Raw genomic sequence first — 20867 nt, 5'->3', positions numbered from 1 at the left:
ATGCTCTGTTTCAGCGGATGTCGGGCGCGGGCAGAATGCGGCCGACGGTTAACAGTTGATCAGGATCAAAGGTCGCCTTGATACCGGCCAGCAGGGCGAGTTCATCGTTTGACGTGCGCCTGAGCCAGGCGGCCTGCTTGAGCCGGCCGATGCCATGTTCAGCGCTGATGCTGCCATCAAAGCGGTCCAGCACGGTAAAGATGATCTCCTCGAGCTCATGCAGGAGTCTGGTTTTGGCAGTGTCATCCAGTGCCGGCGGCGGCAGGATATTGTAATGCAGATTGCCATCACCGATGTGGCCGTAAACCAGCACTGACGATTCCGGCGAAGCCTGCTCGACCGCTGCCGTGGTTTCTTCAACAAAAGCGGCGAGACGAGAGAGCGGGACAGCGATATCGGTACGCAGATGATGGCCACGGGCGCGCTGTCCCTCCAGCATGCTCTCGCGGATCAGCCAGAGGCGCTCGGCCTGAGCGGCACTGGAAGCCAGTACGCCATCGAGCACCAGCGACGCCTCCATGGCGTTTTCGACCAGTTGCTCGACCATGGTGTCGAGATCGACCGGGCCTGTAGCGGAGGCTTCCATAAGCACGTAGTAGGGATAGGCGCACGCCAGCGGGTCGCTTAGCTGGCTGGCGGCTTCGAAAGCCAGTTCCAGACAGGCTCGTGGAATAAGTTCGAACGCCGATAGCAGATCGCTGCAGCCTCGTCGCGCCATGCCGTACAATTGCACAGCCGCTTCCACGGAGGGCACTGCCAGCAAGGCGGTTGAGGTATGTTCGGGTTCGGGAAAAAGCTTCAGCACGGCGCGGGTAATGATACCCAGAGTACCTTCACTGCCAATGAACAGTTGCTTGAGATTGTAGCCTCGATTGTCCTTGCGCAGTGCCTTCAGACCATTCCAGATGCGTCCATCGGGAAGTACCACCTCAAGGCCCAGTACCAGCTCGCGCGTCACGCCATAACGCAGTACGTTCAGGCCGCCGGCATTGGTGGCTATATTACCTCCGATCTGACAGCTCCCCTGGGCGGCGAAGGCCAGCGGGAAGAAGCATTGCTCTCGTTGGGCAGCCTGCTTGATGTCTTCCAGTATGCAACCGCCATCCACCTCCATGGTGAAACTGACCGGGTCGATGGCATGGATGCGATTCAGCCTCTCCAGGCTGATGATGACTTCATCGTTCGTTTCCGCGGGTAGCGCGCCATCCACAAGCCCGGTATGGCCGCCCTGAGGGGCCATGCGCAGGCCGTTGACATGGCAAAAACGCACCACGGCGGCGACTTCCTCGGTGGTGGCCGGACGGGCGACCACCAGGGGCTGACCGCGACGATGACCGGCCCAGTCTTCTACGTAGCGACCCGTATCTGCTGCGTTTTGCAGCACCCCCTTGCTGCCCAGCAGGGCCGTCAATTGTTCGACGATCTCATTGGTACTCGGTGCCATGGAGCTGATTTCCGATTACTGGGTGACAGCGCAACCGTGCAGAGTGCCGGCACAGTCAGCAGAAGAAGGCATGATGGATCGCAGGTACCTTAACAGAGCCCTGACAGGCACCCGGCTTATACCTTGGGCGAAGGGAATATATCCCTGTGGTCAAGAATGCTGTGTTGGCGGTCGATATCGGAGGCAATGAGGAATAAAAGGCATTTGGGTGCACCTTCAAATCCAACGGGCGCATCGGATTGTGAGGGAATGAAAGCCATGTTGGGCAATAACGAGCCGTCCTACCGGCAACTGGTAGACAATATTACCGACTATGCGATCTGCATGCTGGATCCGGCGGGGCGCATTATCAGTTGGAATACGGGGGCTGAACTTCTCATGGGCTATCGCCGCGAGGAGATTGTCGGTCACAGTTTTGCCTGTTTCTACAGTGAAGATGAGCGCCGGACCGGTCTTCCCGAGCGAGAACTGGCGATCGCCCGAAGGGAAGGTCGTTATGAATCCGAAGGTTGGCGCATACGCCAGGATGGCTGTGCCTTCTGGGCCAGCGTGGTGATCGATGCGATTCATGAACAGGGTGAGCTGATCGGCTTTGCCAAGGTCACCCGTGATCGTAGTGAGCCGCGACGTCTGGAGCAGCAGCGCCTCGAACAGGAGCGACGGTTTCGTCTACTGGTCGAGGGGGTAACCGACTACGCCATCTATATGCTTAATGGTGATGGTACCGTGGCGAACTGGAATGCAGGTGCGGAAGCCATCAAGGGCTACACCAGCGATGAAATCATTGGCCATCACTTTTCCTGCTTCTATACCGATGAGGACCGCCTGGCTGATGTGCCCGAGCGAGAGTTGGAAATTGTCCGACGTGAGGGCCGTTATCAGGCCGAGGGCTGGCGGGTGCGACGCGATGGCCGTGCCTTCTGGGCCAGCGTGGTGATCGACGTCATTCATGACCGGGGGGAGCTGATCGGTTTTACCAAAATCACCCGGGACATGACCGAGCGCAAGCAATACGAGGATGAGCTTGTCAGAGCTCGGGAGCAGACCGAACAGCGCAATGGTGAGCTGCGAACGCTGACGTCGTTTTTGAATACCGTAATCGATAACATTCCGACTTGGGTCATCGTTCAGGACAGGACCAGTGGCAGGGTATTGTTGAGCAACCATGGTGAAAGTGCCGAGAGTCGTCAGCATTCTTCCTGCCCTTTTGGTGAAAGATTATCGCCTGAACGGATTCTGGCGCATCTTGACGGGGAGGCCGGCAAGGTCCTGATGACCGATCACCCAGCGGAGACGGAAATTACCCTGCAGACCGAGGAAGGCAAAAGCCGGTTGAAGTGTCGGACTCTGGTGCTGCAGCAGGAAGATCGCTACTCCGATAACCTGATGTTTCTGATCGAGGACGTGACCGAAGAGCACGCTGCCAATGAGCTGATCCGACACATGGCGCATCATGATGCGCTGACCAATCTGCCGAACCGGCTGCTGTTCGGCGAACGGCTCAGTTACGCCCTGCGCCAGGCGGGGGATAGCGGGCAGCTGGTGGGCACATTGCTGCTTGATCTTGATAACTTCAAGGATGTCAATGACGTACTGGGCCATCAGGCCGGCGACGAATTGCTCGGTCAGCTTGCCGGCCGGCTGGGTGAAGCGCTGCACGCCAGTGCAACACTGGCCCGGATCGGGGGTGATGAATTTGCAGTAGTGGTGCCTGCCTGCCAGCGTCACGAGGAAATAGAGGACATCGCTTGTCGGTTGGTGAGCATCAGTCGCGCCCCGTTTCTGATCAATGGCCACCAGATTCAGACCGGCGTCAGCATTGGCATCGCGCTTTCTTCCATGCCCGCGGCGAGTGCGGAACAACTCTTCCGACAGGCCGACCTGGCGCTGTATGAAGCCAAGCGCAATGGCAGAAATCAGTACGAGTTCTTCTCGCCAAGGATGGAGGAAATGGCACGTCATCGGCTGGATATCGAGACTGATCTGCGTCAGGCAATGAGCAACAATGAGCTGCTGCTTTACTATCAGCCGATCAGACGCTCTGCGAGTATGGACCTTTCGGGATACGAAGCACTTTTACGTTGGCATCATCCAACAAAAGGGTTGATCCCTCCGCTGCAATTCATCCCCATTGCCGAAGAGACCGGCCTGATTCACGAAATCGGGACGTGGGTGCTGACCGAGGCATGCCGGGCGGCCATGCAATGGCCGGTCGAGCAGGTGGTATCGGTCAATCTGTCACCCATCCAGTTCGCTCGTCGTAATCTGGTAGAACGGGTTTCCGGGGCACTTGAAGCATCGGGGCTCCCTTCGGCCCGTCTTGAACTGGAAATCACCGAGTCCGTACTGCTGGATGAAACCCAGCGCAATCTCGAAACCCTGAGACAGCTCAAGCAGCTCGGGGTGCGTATCGTGCTGGATGATTTCGGTACCGGCTATTCATCGCTGCGGTATCTGCGTACCTTCCCCTTCGACAAGATCAAGATCGACAAGAGTTTCATCAACGAAGTTTGTGAAAGCCGGGAGGCGCTGGCCATTGTGCGAGCGATTACCAGCATGAGTCGTAGTCTGGACATTGAAACGACAGCCGAAGGGGTAGAACGGGTCGAGCAGGCGACGCTGTTGCAGCGTGAAGGGTGCTCACATCTGCAGGGCTACTTCTTTGGCAGGCCCGGTCTACTGGATCCCCAGGGCAGATGCCATGTGAAACTTGCCTGATCGAGACGAAAGGGCGGATGCAGGAGGTCGTCGCCGTTCAGGCTCACACCTGCACCGCCTGGGCACCAGGTTGGACAATCCTCACAATGAGGCGTGAAAACAGTCAGTCGAGGTCACGCTTCGAAAGGAGGGTGTCATGTCCCATCATATTCATCCGAGTCTGTTGCATTGGCAGGCACATGTTCATGTCGGTTATCCCGGTCGATCTGCGCCGGGCAACTGGTTGGCTCGCCAGTTGAGGCAACTCGCCAATCGGCTTGATCATGGCCATGGCATGACCATCAGTTGCCATACAAGGCCGGCGCTGGCGCCGGAGGCGATAGCCGAATGCATGACATGTGGAATGCGTCATGGCGAAAGATTGCTTGAAGAGCGCTGTCGACAGCAGGCCATCGACCAGCTTCTGTACCAACACTATCCGGAGCTCCATAAGCGGCCGTAAGCACCGGCCTTACAGCAGGGCCTGTTGCCAGCGCCGGATTTCCAGTCGATGTCGGCGACTGTTGAGCTGTCGGGTGCCGGGCTCGTCCGGAATCAGCGAAAGACGCCCCTGCTCATCATCGATCAAGCGGAACCGGCGACGGGCGCCAATGGGTCGCTTCTCATTGCCGAATACGGCGATCAGGCAGATGGAAAGCGAGTAAAGCTCGACATCAGTCGGACGGGGGCGGCACGTCTCGTTCAGCTCGAGCCCGTTTGTTTCGGCAATGCGTCGAATCAGCAAACCGAAGGTGCCGCTTTCCATGTACTGGCCCTTGTTGAGTGGTCCCTGGTGCGTCATCTGGCTCAGGCTATGGGTGTCGGCGCCGGTCTGATTCTGCTGATCGTGGCGGCCGGCGTGTTCATCAACTATATCCGTGATATCGATGAACCAGCTGCCGCGTGAGGTTTCCAACTGAGCAAAGATTGTCTCGATGAATACGGCTTCCTGACTCATGTTGCTGATCAGGCAGAGTGAGTTGATATCCCGGCCACGGCCACGATTGATGATGATTTGCGGGCGACGCTGCATCCGAAAGTTGTGCAGTATCAACTGCAGATAGATGCCCCAGATCAGTAGCATGCCTACGCTGGTTAGCCCGCTGAATACGGTCGCATTGGCCGTGATCCAGCTCCATACAGTGTCGATCCATGACCACATACGGCTACCTCCATATACAAGAGAGGTCGCAGTGTAGTGAGCATGGAATCCGAAATGGTGGTCTTTGGTTTCGAACGTGCGTCGTTTGGTGGCGATCTGTCAGTGAATCTTGCCTGATGCGTTGGCAGGGAATTCCTGCTGCCGAATGTTACGATGCTTGAAGGATCATGTATTTGACTGCCGAGAGAAGCGAGCCATCAACCCTTCTGTCTGTTCAGGGCGTGACCGAGGCAGGGATGCGATTCGGAGAACTGATAGAGTGCTTCAGGCTGAAGGATGTGCAGTTCGCGACCCTTCAGTTCAATCAGCGACTGCTGTTGTAACCGGCCGAGCATACGGCTGACCGTTTCCAGTGCCAGACCCAGGTAGTTGCCAATATCGGTACGTGACATGGGTAAACGAAAATTCTTCGGTGAGTGGCCGTTGCGCTGAAAGCGGCGTGCCAGGTCGAGCAGGAAGCTCGCCAGGCGTTCATCGGCACTTTTACAGTTCAGCAGCCGGATCAGATGATGATCCTCTCCCATATGTCGGCTCATGCTGCGGTAGAGCTCATTGCGTAGCCCGGGCAGGCGCTCGGCCAGAGCGTCCAGCTGATGAAAAGGGATCTCGCAGACGGTCGAACGCTCAAGAGCAATGAGAAAGCCTGGCTGGACGTTCTCATTAATGCCTTCCAGACCCATCAGTTCACCTGGCAGATGAAAGTGTGTGATCTGCTCTTCGCCTTCTTCGTCAAGCACGACCTGCTTGAAGCTGCCGGTGCGCACCACGAAGACCTGGGAGAAAGTGTCGCCCTGGCGACAAAGCGTCTCGCCACGCACCAATGGCGCGCGACGGCGAATGATGGCGTCGAATTCATCCATGTCCTCCATTTTCAATGCCAATGGCAGGCATATGGCGCTCAGGCTACAGGTCTGACAATGGATGCCGGCGTCGGGGCGCTGTGCGCCATCAGGGAAATGGACGGACATGATACGGCTCCCTGCTTCATGATGGGTGAAGCAATATCGAGTCGTCGCCGGTCATGATTGACCGGAAATGAACCCGAAACGCATCCGAAGGAGTAGAACCGTAGAGCGTGTAAAAGACAATAGCCATAACGGGGCTTTTGGTGCCCCTGATGGGGAAGCCATCAACCCACGCCTGCCCGCCGCCTGCCGATCAGGTAGTGTCGGGAGCTGAGGTGACAAGCGCCGACTGTTCCAGCTGCCACTGACGATAAAGTAGTGCCACGGCACAGGAGGCCAGACGTGTGTGGGTACTGTCGGAGCGGCTGGTCAATATGATCGGGACTCGCGCACCCAGCACGACGCCGGCCAGACGTGCATCCGCCAGATATTCCAATTGCTTGGCCAGCATGTTGCCGGCTTCCAGATCAGGCACAACAACCACATCGGCTCTGCCGGCGACTTCCGAATGCAGGTGCTTGCTGTGCATGGCACCAGGGGAAACTGCCAGATCGAAGCCCAGTGGCCCATCCAGCAGTGCCCCCTTGATCTGCCCTCTGTCTGCCATCTTGCAAAGTGCTGCAGCTTCCAGGGTGGACTGCATTTGCGGGGTGACTGTCTCTACTGCGCAAACGATGGCGATGCGGGGCAGCCTGATGCCCAGTGCTCGGGCAAGATCGGCAGCGTTTTGAACAATGTCGCGCTTTTCTTCCAGGTTCGGGTGGATATTGAGTGCTGCGTCGGTCACCAGCATCAAGCGAGGATAACTCGGTTCGTCGACCACAAAGACATGACTCATGCGACGAGCGGTGCGCAGTCCCTGACTCCGATCGACGATGGGGTGCATGAATTCGTCGGTGTGCAGTGCCCCTTTCATCAGAGCATCGGCTTCCCCGGTGTGGACCAGAGCTACGGCGCGTTCGGCAGCTTCATGGCTGTGTGCTGTCGCAATGATCGGCAGTGTGGAGATATCAAGCCCCGCTGCTTCCGCGGCATCGCGTATGCGATGCGGTGGGCCGACCAGCAAGGGTGCGATCAATCCATGTTCGGCAGCGCTCAGGGCGCCTCCGAGCGAGTCTCCGTCCACGGGATGCACTACTGCCGTACGCATGGGTTGGTTTGGTCTGGCCCGTTCGATCAGCGCTTCCAGTCGATCCGGTAAACCATCTGGCAGTGAAGTGGCCGAGCGAATGTGCGATTCGGAGGTAATCGGACGTGTGAAGTGATGGCCGTTCGACATGAGAAGGCATTTCCCTCGATGGCAATGCCTGATCACTCTACGCCAGGTAATTGCCCATGGTTTGATCCCGGTCAAGATGAGAGATGTTTTTCCGCCCTAGTTTGGTGATGTCATGCCTGCTTAAAGGACGGAAAGATGCCCGAGATGATGAAAGCTGCCGTGGTACACGCCTTTGGTCAGCCACTGCAGATTGAAGAGGTACCGGTACCCGAGCCGGGGCCGGGAGAAGTACTGGTCAGGATCATGGCCAGCGGGGTCTGCCATACCGATCTGCATGCTGCCCATGGCGATTGGCCGGTCAAGCCGACACCCCCCTTTATTCCCGGGCATGAAGGCGCCGGTATAGTGGCTGCAGTCGGTGCCGGCGTGACCCATCTGAAGGAAGGCGATGCTGTCGGGATTGCCTGGCTGCACGACGCCTGCGGGCGTTGCGAATACTGCACCACCGGCTGGGAAACCCTGTGCGAAGAGCAGCACATGAGTGGCTATACCGTGAATGGCAGTTTTGCCGAATATGCCATCGGTCATGCCGATTACGTTGCTCGCCTGCCCGACAATCCCGATTTTGCCGCTTTGGCACCCATCCTTTGCGCGGGTATCACCACCTACAAGGGCATCAAGGAGACCGAGGCCCGGCCCGGGGATTGGATCGCCATTTCCGGTATCGGTGGGCTGGGACACGTCGCGGTTCAGTATGCCAAAGCGATGGGCCTGCATGTGGCAGCACTTGATGTCAGTGATGAAAAGCTGGCACTGGCTCGGTCGCTGGGCGCAGACCTGGCCGTCGATGCCCGTCAGGAAGAGGCTGTCCAGCAGGTATTGGACGCGACCGGAGGCGGCGCCCAGGGGGTGCTGGTAACGGCGGTATCAGTGCCGGCCTTCAATCAGGCACTACAGATAGTGCGTCGCAAGGGCACGATCAGTCTTAACGGTCTGCCGCCGGGCAATTTCGAAACGCCCATTTTCGATGTGGTGCTCAAGCGACTCACCATTCGTGGCTCGATCGTCGGAACCCGCCGTGATATGGCAGAAGCACTGGCCTTTGCCGCCGAAGGCAAGGTGCGCACGCATATTCACAAGGCGAAACTTGAAGATATCAATCAGGTGTTCAGTGATCTGGAGGCCGGTCAGGTGGACGGTCGAATGGTCCTGACCTTCTGAATCGATGCGCGATGGCACCGATCAGGGCCATCCCGAGGATGCAGCGATGACGCCAGACCATGGCCGAACCAGGCCCGTAATCAGTGAATGGCTGAATATACCGCCACTTGAACTGGCGTCGTCGCTTGCTTCGATCAATGACCCGGTTGACGAAGCCGGCTGTGAGTCCTTTCCGGCCAGTGATCCGCCAGCCTTCAACATGAGGGGAGAGCCGGCGCGTTTCGGGCAGGTGTCCTGCACGACACCCGTTGCGCCCCCTTTACAGGAGAGTATTCGCATGGATCGTAATACCGCTACGCCAGCTGCATCACATGAGGGCGCAGAGCACCATGGCAGTCAACCCTGGTTGCATCAGCACGGGGTGGAGATCCAGCACTATGGCACTGTGCGCCAGTTCCCGCTGGGCTTGTCACACGATGCGCGCCTTTACGCCTGTCAGCGCCTCAACCGGCTGCTGGCCGATACCCAAGTGCTACATGCGCTCTACAAGAAGCATCACTGGCTGGTACGCGGGGCGACCTTCTATCAGCTGCATCTGTTGCTCGACAAGCACGCCGGTGAGCAGCTTGAGCTGATAGACAGAATTGCCGAGCGTATTCAGACGCTGGGAGGCATCGCCGTGGGTGATCTGCGCCATGTCGCTGAACTGACCCACATTCCCCGTGCACCGGATGGATGCGAGGAAGTACCGGCCATGCTCTCACGCTTGCTGGAAGCTCATGAAATCATTCTGGCCGACTGCCACGATGCGGCGGCCGATATTGCCGCACAGGGTGATGATGGCAGCAGTGATCTGATTGTCTCCGGTCTCATCCGGCTCAATGAAACACAGGTCTGGTTCCTGGCGGAGCATCTGGTGGATACGCCCCTGTTGCGTGTCTGAACCCGCCTTCGGGCAGAGTGATCGGAGTATATGGCGAATACCATGACGTCACCCTATGAGCTGCCCGGAGCGGATATTGACGGCTTCGAGGACCTGGTCGAACTGGCGCTGGATCTGAGCGGGACATGGAAGCACGCAACCGATCGGATCTGGCGAGAGCTGGATGGCACCCTTTGGGAGTTGACTCACAATCCCTGGGCGGTTTTGCAGACCGTATCGCGAGAAAGGCTTGCTCGGGTGCTGGCTGAGCCGGCCTTCCGTGATCGGCTGAAAGCGCTGATTCGGGCCGGGCGAGAGCAGAGTGGTGTTGCCAGCTGGTTCGAACAGCGCTATCCGCAGGCACCCTTTACTTCGGTGGCCTATTTCAGCATGGAGTTCATGGTCAGTGAGGCACTACCGATCTACTCCGGTGGACTGGGCAATGTGGCAGGTGACCAGCTCAAGGCGGCCAGCGACCTCGGTGTACCGTTGATTGGTATTGGCCTGCTCTATCAACAGGGTTATTTTCGTCAGCTGATCGACGGCAAAGGGTATCAGCAGGCACTCTATCCCTATAACGATCCGGGTCAGTTGCCGATCACACCGTTGCGAACCCCCGATGGTGAATGGCTGCGCCTGGAAATCGTGCTGCCCGGCTATTCGGTATGGCTGCGTGCCTGGCAGGCACGTATTGGTCGCGTCACGCTCTATCTGCTGGATAGCAATGACGTAGCCAACTATCCCGCTCACCGTGGCATTACCAGCGAACTTTATGGTGGTAATGCCGAGCTGCGGCTCAAACAGGAGATGGTGCTGGGCATCGGGGGCTGGCGCCTGCTCGAAGCGCTCGATCTGCACCCGCAGGTCTGTCATCTCAATGAGGGCCATGCCGCACTGGTCGTACTGGAGCGGGCACGCAGCTATATGCAGCGTGCGGATACCGACTTCAAAACGGCACTGACTGTCACCCGCGCGGGTAATCTGTTTACCACGCATACTGCGGTTGCTGCCGGTTTTGATCGGTTTTCGCCTGCTTTGGTGACGCAATACCTGAAGCGCTACGCCGAGCAACAGCTGAAGATAACGCTCGATGAGCTGCTGGCCCTGGGGCGCAGCCGCCCGGCGTGCCAGGACGAACCCTTCAATATGGCATGGCTGGCCTGCCGCGGCTGTGGTTTTGTCAATGGTGTCAGTCAACTGCATGCGCGTGTCAGTCGTCATATCTTCGCGCCGCTGTTTCCCCGCTGGCCGACGCCGGAACTGCCGATCGGGCATGTGACCAATGGCGTACACATGCCGAGCTGGGACTCGGCGCCGGCCGATGAGCTCTGGACCCGCGCCTGTGGCAAGGCCCGCTGGCTGGGGTGCGATGAGTCGCTGACGAGAAGTATTCGCAATATTGATGATGAGGCGCTGTGGCGGTTTCGTACCGAGGCCAGCCGGGTACTCATCGAACAGCTGCGCCACCGGCTGGCGCGTCAGCGGGCGACATCAGGTGCGTCGCTACAGGAGATCGAGGACGCCCGGCAGCTGTTTGATCCGAGCATCATGACGCTGGGATTTGCCCGGCGCTTTGCGACCTACAAGCGACCCAATCTACTGCTCCATGATCCGCAGCGTCTCAAGGCACTGCTGACACACTCCGAGCGACCACTGCAGCTGGTACTGGCCGGCAAGGCGCATCCGGCAGACACTGCAGGCCAGGCACTGATACAGCAGTGGGTCGAGTTCATTCGTGAAGCGGATGTCGGTCACCGGGTGGTGTTTCTCTCTGATTACAACATGCAGCTGACCGAGCAGCTGGTGCAGGGCGTGGATGTCTGGCTCAACACGCCGCGTCGACCCTGGGAAGCCTGTGGTACCAGTGGCATGAAGGTACTGGTAAATGGTGGGCTCAATATTTCCGAGCTGGATGGCTGGTGGGCCGAGGCCTATAGGCCTGAAGTGGGGTGGGCGCTGGGCGATGGGCGCGAGCACGGAGAGGATCCCGCCTACGATGCTCATGAAGCCGACGCACTCTACGAGTTATTCGAGCAGGAAGTGCTGCCGGCATTCTATACACGCGATCAAGCCAATATCCCTCTCGGCTGGGTAGCGCGCATGCGTGAAAGCATGGCGCGTCTGACCCCTGAGTACTCCACCAATCGGTCACTGCCCGAATATGTTGCGCGTTATTATCTGCCGGCGGCCGAAGCCTGGGGCGCTCGTTCGGCCGATAATGGTGCTCTGGGCCAGGAAATCGTCACGCGTCGCCAGCGTCTGGATCAGCACTGGTCGGACGTTGCCTTCGAGTCGGTCAGCGTCGATAGCGGCGATCATCAACATTGGTTCCGAGCACGCGTGAAAATGGGCGAACTGCTGCCAGGAGAGCTCCTGGTGGAGCTGTATGCCGATGCCAGCCGGGGCGATTCCGGCGTCTGCCAGCCGATGAGCTGCAGCGTACAACCCACCCGTCACAATAACGTGGCTGTTTACGAAACCCGGCTTGCCAGCTGTCGGCCGGCCGGCGATTTTACCGTGCGCCTGCGGCCGTCTCCCGATGGCCTGCTCGGTATCCTCGAAGAACCGCGAATCCTTTGGCAGCACTGACGCCCCCGCTCCGGGGCGTCAGGTTACTGCGGATACCTCATGACTTGTTGACGGGGGGATGATTCGACCAGACCCAGTCGCGTATTTCCGGCAGATCGTCGAAATGTTCACGAATATAGTCGTGATGCCGGGCCAGTTGTGTTTCCAGATAATCGATGAGTCCGGCACTGCGCTTGAGATTGCCGGGGACATAACGCAGTACATCGAGGCAGAGATGGAGGCGGCTGATGCGATTGAGCACCACCATATCGAACGGTGTCGTGGTGGTACCTTCCTCAAGATAGCCGCGGACATGAAACCGTTCGGCGCCAGGACGCCCATGCAACAGCTGATGAACGACGCCCGGGTAGCCATGAAAGGCGAACAGTACCGGCCGACTGGCAGTGAACAGTGATAAAAAGCACGATTCGCGAATGCCATGTGGATGCTGTGCCGGGGTTGGCAGGATCATCAGATCGACTACGTTGACCACACGGATCTTCAGTTCGGGCAGATAATCGCGCAATAGATCGACTGCTGCCAGGGTTTCCTGGGTAGGGATGTCGCCGGCACAGGCCATGACGATATCCGGTTCCTCGTCGCCGCAGTTGCTGGCCCACTCCCAGATACCGGCGCCATGGGCACAATGCTCTCGAGCTTCTTCAAGGTTCAGGTACTGTAGCTGAGGCTGTTTGTCGATGACGATGGCGTTGAGATAGTTGACGCTCTTCAGGCAATGCTCGGCCACTGATAGCAGACAGTTGGCATCCGGTGGCAGATAGATGCGAACGACTGCCGGCTGCTTGGTGAGCAGGCCATCGATGAACCCCGGCCCCTGGTGACTGAAGCCATTATGGTCGTTGCGCCAGCAGGTCGAAGTCAGCAGATAGTTGAGCGAGGGTATCGGCGCTCGCCACGGCACCCGGCAGGCGTGCTCCAGCCATTTGGCATGCTGGGTCGCCATGGAGTCGACAATGGTGGTAAATGCCTCGTAACTGGCAAAAAGACCATGGCGGCCGGTGAGCAGATACCCTTCCAGCCAGCCGTGGCAGTTGTGCTCGCTGAGCACTTCCATTACCCGGCCCTGAGGAGAAACGTGATCATCGTCGGGGTGGGTACGGGCCACCAGACAGCGGTCACTGGCCTCGAAAACCGCGCCCAGTCGGTTGGAGTTGGTTTCATCCGGACAGAACAGGCGGAAATTGTCAGGGTTGTCACGATAGAGATCACGCAACAGGGTGCCCAGTACCCGGGTAGATTCATGGCGATGCCGCGCGCGCTGATCAGCGTTGAGTGGCAGGGCATAGAGATCGAGCTCGCGTATCCTGAGTGGTGTGCTCAGCCGGCCCCCGTTGGCGTAAAGGGGTGAGCCCATGCGTCGCTCTCCCTCGGGGGCCAGTGCCAGTATGTCGGGAGTCGGTTGGCCGGCTTCGTCGAACAGGTGCTCGGGTTGATAGCTGGCCATCCAGCGTGCCAACTGTTGCAAGTGCTCGGGATGATTCGACAGTCCGGCCAGAGGAACCTGATGGGCACGAAAGGTCCCTTCTACCGGCTTGCCATCCACGATCTCCGGCCCTGTCCAGCCCTTGGGCGTGCGCAGTACGATCATCGGCCAGACAGGAAGCTGATCGAGCCCCTCTTCCCGCGCCTTTCGCTGAATGGCTGCAATCTCATCGAGTGCTTCTTCCAGCGCGGCGGCCAGAGCCTGATGCACCAGGGCAGGATCGTCACCGGTCACGAAGCGTGGGGCATAACCATGACCCTCGAACAGTCGGGTAAGCGTGGTGTTGCTCTGGCGTCCCAACACGGTAGGGCCGGCAATCTTGTAGCCGTTGAGGTGCAGAATCGGTAGCACTGCCCCATCACGCTCGGGATTGAGAAAACGAATACCTTTCCAGGAACCTTCCAGCGGGGCAGTTTCAGCTTCGCCGTCACCCACCACGGCAGTGGCGATCAGATTCGGATTGTCGAACACCGCGCCAAAGGCGTGCATCAGTACATAGCCGAGTTCCCCTCCTTCATGGATCGAGCCGGGTGTGGGCACACTGACGTGGCTGGGGACGCCACCGGGGGTCGAAAACTGGCGAAACAGCTTCAGCATGCCATCGGCATCGCGAGTGATCTCGGGGAAATGCTCGCTGTAACTTCCCTCCAGCCAGACGTTGGCCAGCAGTGCCGGTCCGCCATGACCGGGTCCGGCAAGATAGAGCATGTCGAGATCGCGTTTGCGGATCATCCGATTGAGATGGGCATAGATCAGGTTGAGTCCGGGGGAGGTGCCCCAGTGCCCCAGCAGGCGCGGCTTGATGTGCTCGATCTGTAACGGGTCGTGCAGCAGCGGATTGGCCTGCAGATAAATCTGACCCACCGTCAGATAGTTGGCAGCACGCCACCAGGCATCGATGCGCGCAAGTTCCTGCTCGTCCAGCGTCAGCGGGGTATCGGACATGATGACCTCTTGTAGTAGGAGAGAGCGGCAGCCGGGTATCAAAAGGTACCGGCCCGGCTGCCGGGCGTTACGGTGTAATGGCGACCTTCAGCACGCCATCGCGCTGATGTGCGAACAGCTCATAGGCTTCGACGATGTCATCGAGCGCGTAGCGGTGGGTGACCAGCGAAGCAGTATCGATGCGACCCGCACTGACGACGTCGAGCAGTCGACGCATACGCTCCTTGCCACCGGGGCACAGTGAAGTGACGATACGGTGATCGCCGAGGCCGGAGCAGAAAGCGTTCAGCGGAATGGTAAGATCGCTGGAATAGACGCCCAGACTGGAGAGCGTGCCGCCGGGCTTGAGGACACGCAGCGCGGATTCGAAGGTACTCTGAGTGCCCAGGGCTTCGATGGCCGCATCGACGCCACGTCCGCCGGTGAGACGGAGGATCTCGCTGATGACATCGACTTCATGAAAGTTCAGCGTAATGTCGGCGCCCATGTTGCGAGAGATGCTCAGGCGCTGATCGATGCCATCAACAACGATGATGCAGCTGGCACCGCGCAAGCGTGCGCCGGCCGTGGCGCATAGACCGATGGGTCCCTGGGCAAATATCGCCACGGTATCGCCGATGCGGATATTGGCACTTTCGGCACCGACAAAGCCGGTCGACATGATGTCCGGACACATCAGGACCTGTTCGTCGGTAAGGCCATCGGGGATCGGTGCCAGGTTGGCCTGGGCATCGGGCACCAGGGCGTATTCGGCCTGCACACCATCAATGGTGTTACCGAAGCGCCAGCCGCCCATTGGCTTGTAGCCATGCCCATGGCAGCCGCCATCCTGGGCCGGATGACCATCCTGACAGGCATGGGACGTGAAACCGGGGCAGATGGCGCCGGCGATGACCCGTTGCCCCTCGCGATAGCCATGTACGTTGGACCCCAGTTCTTCAATGATCCCGACCGGTTCATGACCAATGGTGAGTCCCGGCTTGACCGGATACTCTCCCTTCATGATGTGTACGTCGGTCCCGCAAATGGTGGTAGTCGTAATACGTAGCAGCGCATCGTTGGGGCCAATGGCAGGCATGGGCTTTTCCGTCAGCTCGATGCGACCCGGTTCGACATAGACAGCAGCTTTCATCCTGAACATGACCAACCTCCCCTGTATGCGCACTATTCGATAACAGCCGGCTGATATCGGCAGTATCCGGTGGGAGACCATGGCTCATATTGATCTGGATCAAGCCAGCTCCGGATGATCAAAACGCGCGGGTATGCTTGCCATTTCTTGATCGGGATCAAGAGCGCCTGAAGCAGAGTGGGCAAGGATGGAGATGACGACCTGTCGATGATATCGGCATCGATGCAGGGTGACGGTGTTCGGGAAGGCAGGGGGCGTCATCATCAGCCGGGAGGCAATCACATGTTTGGATCGATACTGGTGCCCATTGATGGGTCTGATCATGCTTCAAGAGCGCTGGAGATCGCCATCTCGCTGCTTGGGGAGAAGGGAGATCTGCATCTGATCAATGTACAAACACTGCCTCGCCATGATTACGGGGTGGATGGCGCCAGTATTCGGGCAGCGCTGGACAGCGCCGCTCAGGATCGGTTGCAACAGCAGGGAGAGCGCGTGCTTGAGCGAGTGGCGAACCCTCTGTCGAGCTCGTTTTCGGTACACCGGTGGGTCTATATTGGCTCTCCGGCCCATATCATTGTCGATGAAGCCGAGCGTCTGAAGGTCGATGCGATCGTGATTGGCAGCCGTGGTCTCAGCGACTTCCGTGGTCTGGTGGTAGGCAGTGTCTCGCACCGGGTCAGCCATACGGCACCGTGTACAGTGATCAGCGTGCATGCTGCTCCCGATGCCGATGATGAGGCATCCTGAATACGGCAATCAGAGCGCAGCGGCTCGACCTTGCCAAACGATTTATCGGGTAAGCGGAAGGAGTAAAAAGGCAGCCGACCATGTAAGCGTCGGTTGCCCGTTCGATGACATGTACAGATCGTGGGCGATCCTTTCGATGCATCACCTGGTGAACGTCACTTTTCGCGGTGTTGCCCGTTTTGCTTCGATGGGCCGGGCCAGAGATGCCAGCCTTCGTTTTCAGCGCGCGTCCAGTCGTCGCTGTTGTCCGGTGTGGCGGAGTCGTCGAGCCTGAATGATCCCGGTGCCAGCGGCAGAAAATCAGCCGCGGTCAGGGTCTCGCTGGCCAGCAGACGTTGGGCACCTTCTTCCAGTTCAGCGCGACGAGCGGTGAGGATATGGGTGGCCATACCGTAGGCTTCATCTACCAGCCGACGGACTGCTACATCGATCTCCCGGGCAGTGATCTCGGAGTAGTTGCGCGGTTGAGTGAGGGCATATTGCTCACCGAGCAGGCCCGGGCGCTGTTCATCGTGGACCACCTGACCGAGCTCGGCGGACATACCGAAGCGCACCACCATACGCCGCGCGATCTCGGTGACCTTGTCAAGATCATCCGCAGCGCCAGTAGAGATTTCATGAAAGATCAATTGCTCGGCGGCACGGCCGCCCAGCAGCACCGCCATGCGGTGTTTGAGATCGCTGACGGTTTGCAGGAAACGCTCTTCGGTAGGGCGCTGGATGGTGTAACCCAGTGCCCCTACACCACGTGGAATGATCGAGACCTTGTGCACCGGGTCCATGTCGGGCAGGGCAGAAGCTACCAGCGCATGGCCCATTTCATGGTGGGCGACCACGCGTCGCTCATGCGCATTCAGTACCCGACTTTTCTTTTCCAGTCCTGCCACGATTCGCTCGATAGCGCTGGTAAAGTCCGCCATGGTGACGGTATCGCCATTGCGTCGTGTAGCCAGCAGCGCTGCTTCATTGATCAGATTGGCAAGATCGGCGCCGGTAAAACCGGGTGTCAGCGAGGCGATCTGACGGATATCGACATCCGCTGCCAGTGATGTCAGTCGCTTGATATGCACTTCGAGAATGGCCAGTCGCCCCTTGAACTCGGGCCGATCCACGACGACCTGGCGATCGAAGCGTCCGGCGCGCAGCAGTGCTGGATCGAGCGTTTCAGGGCGGTTGGTGGCCGCCAGCAGCACGATACCGGCTGATGGATCGAAGCCGTCGAGTTCGGTCAACAACTGGTTAAGGGTCTGGGCTTTTTCATCATTGCCACCGGCACCGGGATGACGCATGCCACCCAGCGCATCAAGCTCGTCGATGAAAATAATGCAGGGTTTGGATTTGCTGGCCTGTTGAAACAGATCCCGCACCCGGGCAGCGCCCACACCGACGAACATTTCCACGAATTCGGAACCTGAAATGGAGAAGAACGGAACCCCGGCCTCACCGGCTACGGCGCGTGCCAGCAGGGTCTTGCCGGTCCCGGGTGGCCCCACCAGCAGAATCCCTTTCGGGATTCTGGCCCCCAGCCGACCGTAGCGTTCGGGAGCGCGCAGGAAGGCGACAACCTCCTGCAGTTCAGCTCTGGCTTCATCAATGCCGGCAACATCGGCAAAGGTGACTTTCGTCTCCGTTTCGACATAGATTTTCGCCCGGGAACGCCCCAGCGTCATCATGCCACCGACCCCGGACTGCCCGGCCATGCGTCGTATGATGAAAATCCACAGCCCGAACAGTACCAGCATGGGCAGCAGCCAGCCCAATAATGAGCTCAGAAAGGTATTTTCCGGGGCGCCATCATAGGTAACGTCATGCGCTGCCAGGGTGGCTGCGAGATCGTTATCGATTCGATGCGTGGTAAAGCCGCTGACGCCTCCTTCGCGTGGGCTCTTGTAGCGACCGGTAATGCTGTCTGTTCCGACTTCCACGGAAGCCACTTCGCCCTGATCGAGACGTTGCAGAAACTGCGAATAGGGGATGGATTCCACTGAACGAGTGGAGATGAGCGTGCTCTGAACCAGGATCACGATTCCCAGTGCAATCAGCGCGAAGGCGAGATTAAAGCGGTATTTGCCGTTCATGGGCCTGCTCCGTGATGGCGACAACGCCTGGCTGCCATGGCGCCCGTTTTGCAAGGCTATCGCTGTTATCACGGGAGGCTTTGATCTGCATCAAGCTCTTCGGAAATCGCCGTGGGTTTGATCGGCATCAAGTCCTGATTTTCGGGCGCGGAATAGAGTGCATCATTGCCGTGAATGCGGCGCTTTCCCGCTGTCATTGAGGTGTTGCCATGTTCAGATCACTGCTGATTCCCGTGGATGGGTCGGGGCATGCCCGCCGTGCGCTGAGCATCGCCTGCCAGCTGGTGGCAGCCGATGGGGTGCTTCATTTGCTCAATGTCCAGGAAATTCCGACCAGCACTTACGGGATTGCCACCATCGGGACGCGCCCGCCGCTGGACACCTTTTCCAAAGAGGTCGCCGAGGAAGCCGGACGTGCTGCGCTCGACAGCATGATGGAAACCATGCCGGCTCATCAGTGTCGGGTAGAAACCGGAGTCCGGGTGGGTTCGCCGGCCCATACCATCATCGAGGAAGCCGAACGGCTCGGCGTAGAGGCCATCGTCATGGGCAGCCGTGGGCTAAGTGACTTTCGAGGCATGATGGTGGGCAGTGTCTCTCATCGGGTAAGTCACACTGCGCCCTGTACCGTCATCAGTGTGCATGATGCCCCTCATGTTCATGGCGAAAGGGCGTGTGCGTTATAGCGCAACCTGTCAGCGCTTTCCTGTGAAATCTTGATGCAGGTCAAGGCTCGAAGCTTTGCTCGGCGCAAACTGATTCTGGCTTCGGCCGATTCCACAGCATTGATCAGGGAGAGATAGCCATGGAACTGACGACCTGGAACCCCTTCCGTGAAATGGAAGAGTTCTTTGATCGCTATAACCGTAATCGCACCACTCCGTCCCGTGAGATGTGGGCGCCGGCAGTTAATATCAGCGAGACGGAGAAGGAGTACGTCATCACCGCGGAGCTGGCCGGTATCGACAGCAAGGATGTCGAAATTACGGTACAGAACAACGTGCTGACACTCAGGGGCGAGCGTCATGACAGGAAGGAGAGCAAGGACGCCAAACGCCATCTGGTGGAAACCAGTTATGGTCGCTTTTCACGCAGTTTCTCACTGCCCACCGATGTGATCGAGGATCAGATCAGTGCCAAAGGCAAGGATGGCATGCTGAGTATCCATGTGCCCAAGGCAGAAGTAGCGCCCTCCAAAAAGATTACCGTCAAGGCTGAATAAGCCGGCCGTAACAGGTAACAGGGCATTCAGGGCCGCCGCGTCGTGCTCCGCACGACGCGGTTTTGTAAAGGGCTCGGTGCACATGATCCTGGCTGAAATGTGTCAGGGTCTGCTCATGGGGACGGCATCCAGCCATGACTGGGGCGCTTCGGCATCAATGACGCGTACCGGCTGACCGGTATTTTCCGGCTGCAGGTGAGCATCGGTGGCGACCAGTACCGTCCCGGGTGAGAGCAGTGGCAGTACATGGTTCTGGAATCCCTCGGGGATGACGACCTGATTGACGACATTGATCGGCACGCGACTGCCAGCTTCGGCTTCTCGTCCTGGCACCCCGATGGCAATCCAGTCCGGCATCGTTTCCTGACTGTTTGAGGTGGTGTGATCGCCCGCCACGATATAGGCGTGGGTGCCGGTACGCGGCTCTGGATGCTGCAGGGTGACACGCGAGCGTCCAATCTCGACGCCGTTGCGATAAACAATCAGCAGTTGGTCACTTCGACTGAGGACCATCGACAGGGGGCCTTCGTCAGAGCGCCAGGGCTCCCAGCGCCAGCGATGGCCATCGGCCAGCAGTGGCGTGTCAACGCTGGTGCCGGTATGCGGGTCGATAGGACTCAGCGGGCCGGGGTGGACCAGCGCCATGGGTGCCTTGCCGGTCTCGGTGACCACTACCGTCATGCCCAGCGTAGAGGCATCGAACAGCAGCCGGGCGAATTCGCTGGGGAGATGGACACAACCGTGTGATTCGGGGTAACCCGGCAGGCCACCAGCATGCAACGCTACCCCATCCCAGGTCAGACGCTGCTGATAGGGCATGGGCGCGTTGCCATAAAGATTCGAGCGGTGATCGCGATCCTTCTGCAACACGGTAAAGACCCCGGTGGGTGTCTCGTAACCCTGACGACCGCTGCTGATGGTGGTGACGCCAATCAGAATGCCGTTTCGATACACATAGGCGCGCTGCTCGGTCAGGCTGACGATGACGGCCATCGGGCCACCAATCCCCTCGTGACCCAGCCAGATCCAGTCGCCGGCTTTCAGCGCCGTTGGCGATGTATCGACCGGGCTGGAGTCGCGGGCGCCCCAGAAGGGTACAGCAAGCGCAGGCAGCGACAGACAAAGGGTCAGCAGCAGCAGGGGAGTCGTCAGGCGTCGCAT

16 protein-coding genes are annotated in these 20867 nt (G+C 58.9%); 8 read left to right on the top strand and 8 right to left on the bottom strand.

The window, feature by feature from the left end:
- Positions 1 to 10: 10 nt before the first annotated feature.
- On the bottom strand, positions 11 to 1444 hold the full coding sequence (locus tag FY550_RS11710; RefSeq protein ID WP_070979305.1) for an FAD-binding oxidoreductase: 1434 nt from the start codon (positions 1442 to 1444) through the stop codon (positions 11 to 13).
- A 249-nt stretch (positions 1445 to 1693) separates the two neighbouring features.
- Here FY550_RS11710 and FY550_RS11705 point away from each other — a divergent pair, with 249 nt between their 5' ends.
- Positions 1694 to 4162: a sensor domain-containing protein gene (locus FY550_RS11705; protein ID WP_199287804.1), complete on the top strand. Its 2469-nt coding sequence runs from the start codon at positions 1694 to 1696 to the stop codon at positions 4160 to 4162.
- A 136-nt stretch (positions 4163 to 4298) separates the two neighbouring features.
- The gene (locus tag FY550_RS11700) at positions 4299 to 4604 is read left to right on the top strand and encodes a hypothetical protein (protein WP_070979303.1); all 306 of its coding nucleotides are present in this window, start codon (positions 4299 to 4301) and stop codon (positions 4602 to 4604) included.
- Between the two features lie 9 nt (positions 4605 to 4613).
- On the opposite strand, the gene FY550_RS11695 is transcribed toward FY550_RS11700, so the two are convergent.
- The 3 genes from FY550_RS11695 to FY550_RS11685 all read right to left on the bottom strand — a co-directional run bounded on the left by FY550_RS11695 (position 4614) and on the right by FY550_RS11685 (position 7487).
- Positions 4614 to 5303, bottom strand: coding sequence for a hypothetical protein (locus FY550_RS11695; RefSeq protein ID WP_070979300.1), 690 nt, complete (start codon positions 5301 to 5303; stop codon positions 4614 to 4616).
- A gap of 197 nt (positions 5304 to 5500) precedes the next feature.
- Positions 5501 to 6271 (bottom strand): fumarate/nitrate reduction transcriptional regulator Fnr, encoded by a 771-nt coding sequence (gene fnr, locus FY550_RS11690; RefSeq protein WP_070979296.1) that lies wholly within the window; start codon positions 6269 to 6271, stop codon positions 5501 to 5503.
- A gap of 190 nt (positions 6272 to 6461) precedes the next feature.
- Complete coding sequence (locus FY550_RS11685) at positions 6462 to 7487, bottom strand: bifunctional enoyl-CoA hydratase/phosphate acetyltransferase (RefSeq protein WP_084388152.1); 1026 nt, start codon at positions 7485 to 7487, stop codon at positions 6462 to 6464.
- A 135-nt stretch (positions 7488 to 7622) separates the two neighbouring features.
- Here FY550_RS11685 and adhP point away from each other — a divergent pair, with 135 nt between their 5' ends.
- The 3 genes from adhP (at position 7623) to glgP (ending at position 12099) form a co-directional block, all read left to right on the top strand.
- A complete protein-coding gene (gene adhP, locus FY550_RS11680; protein WP_070979294.1) occupies positions 7623 to 8648 on the top strand; it encodes an alcohol dehydrogenase AdhP in 1026 nt (341 codons plus the stop codon).
- 277 nt (positions 8649 to 8925) lie between these two features.
- Positions 8926 to 9531 carry a Dps family protein gene (locus FY550_RS11675; RefSeq protein WP_070979420.1) on the top strand — a complete coding sequence of 202 codons (606 nt, stop codon included), beginning with the start codon at positions 8926 to 8928 and terminating at the stop codon, positions 9529 to 9531.
- A gap of 42 nt (positions 9532 to 9573) precedes the next feature.
- Positions 9574 to 12099, top strand: a complete 2526-nt coding sequence (gene glgP, locus FY550_RS11670) for an alpha-glucan family phosphorylase (protein WP_199287803.1) — start codon at positions 9574 to 9576, stop codon at positions 12097 to 12099.
- A gap of 37 nt (positions 12100 to 12136) precedes the next feature.
- Here the strand turns inward: glgP and FY550_RS11665 are convergent, their stop codons facing one another.
- Entirely contained in the window at positions 12137 to 14527 is a 2391-nt protein-coding gene (locus FY550_RS11665; RefSeq protein WP_070979290.1) for a phosphoketolase family protein, read from the bottom strand.
- A gap of 67 nt (positions 14528 to 14594) precedes the next feature.
- A complete protein-coding gene (locus FY550_RS11660; protein WP_070979288.1) occupies positions 14595 to 15668 on the bottom strand; it encodes an NAD(P)-dependent alcohol dehydrogenase in 1074 nt (357 codons plus the stop codon).
- Between the two features lie 273 nt (positions 15669 to 15941).
- On the opposite strand from FY550_RS11660, the gene FY550_RS11655 reads away from it, so the two are divergent.
- Positions 15942 to 16406 carry a universal stress protein gene (locus FY550_RS11655; protein WP_149054548.1) on the top strand — a complete coding sequence of 155 codons (465 nt, stop codon included), beginning with the start codon at positions 15942 to 15944 and terminating at the stop codon, positions 16404 to 16406.
- Between the two features lie 155 nt (positions 16407 to 16561).
- Here FY550_RS11655 and ftsH read toward each other — a convergent pair whose 3' ends face one another.
- The gene (ftsH, locus tag FY550_RS11650) at positions 16562 to 18484 is read right to left on the bottom strand and encodes an ATP-dependent zinc metalloprotease FtsH (RefSeq protein WP_149054547.1); all 1923 of its coding nucleotides are present in this window, start codon (positions 18482 to 18484) and stop codon (positions 16562 to 16564) included.
- Between the two features lie 209 nt (positions 18485 to 18693).
- Here ftsH and FY550_RS11645 point away from each other — a divergent pair, with 209 nt between their 5' ends.
- Together FY550_RS11645 and FY550_RS11640 are read left to right on the top strand one after the other, a co-directional pair.
- On the top strand, positions 18694 to 19170 hold the full coding sequence (locus tag FY550_RS11645) for a universal stress protein (RefSeq protein WP_070979242.1): 477 nt from the start codon (positions 18694 to 18696) through the stop codon (positions 19168 to 19170).
- A 119-nt stretch (positions 19171 to 19289) separates the two neighbouring features.
- Positions 19290 to 19706 carry an Hsp20/alpha crystallin family protein gene (locus FY550_RS11640; protein WP_070979239.1) on the top strand — a complete coding sequence of 139 codons (417 nt, stop codon included), beginning with the start codon at positions 19290 to 19292 and terminating at the stop codon, positions 19704 to 19706.
- Between the two features lie 102 nt (positions 19707 to 19808).
- On the opposite strand, the gene FY550_RS11635 is transcribed toward FY550_RS11640, so the two are convergent.
- Positions 19809 to 20867: a L,D-transpeptidase gene (locus FY550_RS11635; protein ID WP_070979237.1), complete on the bottom strand. Its 1059-nt coding sequence runs from the start codon at positions 20865 to 20867 to the stop codon at positions 19809 to 19811.

The organism is Kushneria phosphatilytica, assembly GCF_008247605.1.
Taxonomy (GTDB): Bacteria; Pseudomonadota; Gammaproteobacteria; order Pseudomonadales; family Halomonadaceae; genus Kushneria; species Kushneria phosphatilytica.
The sequence above is the reverse complement of the archived record's forward strand: the minus strand, read 5'-3'. Positions and strand labels throughout refer to the sequence as shown.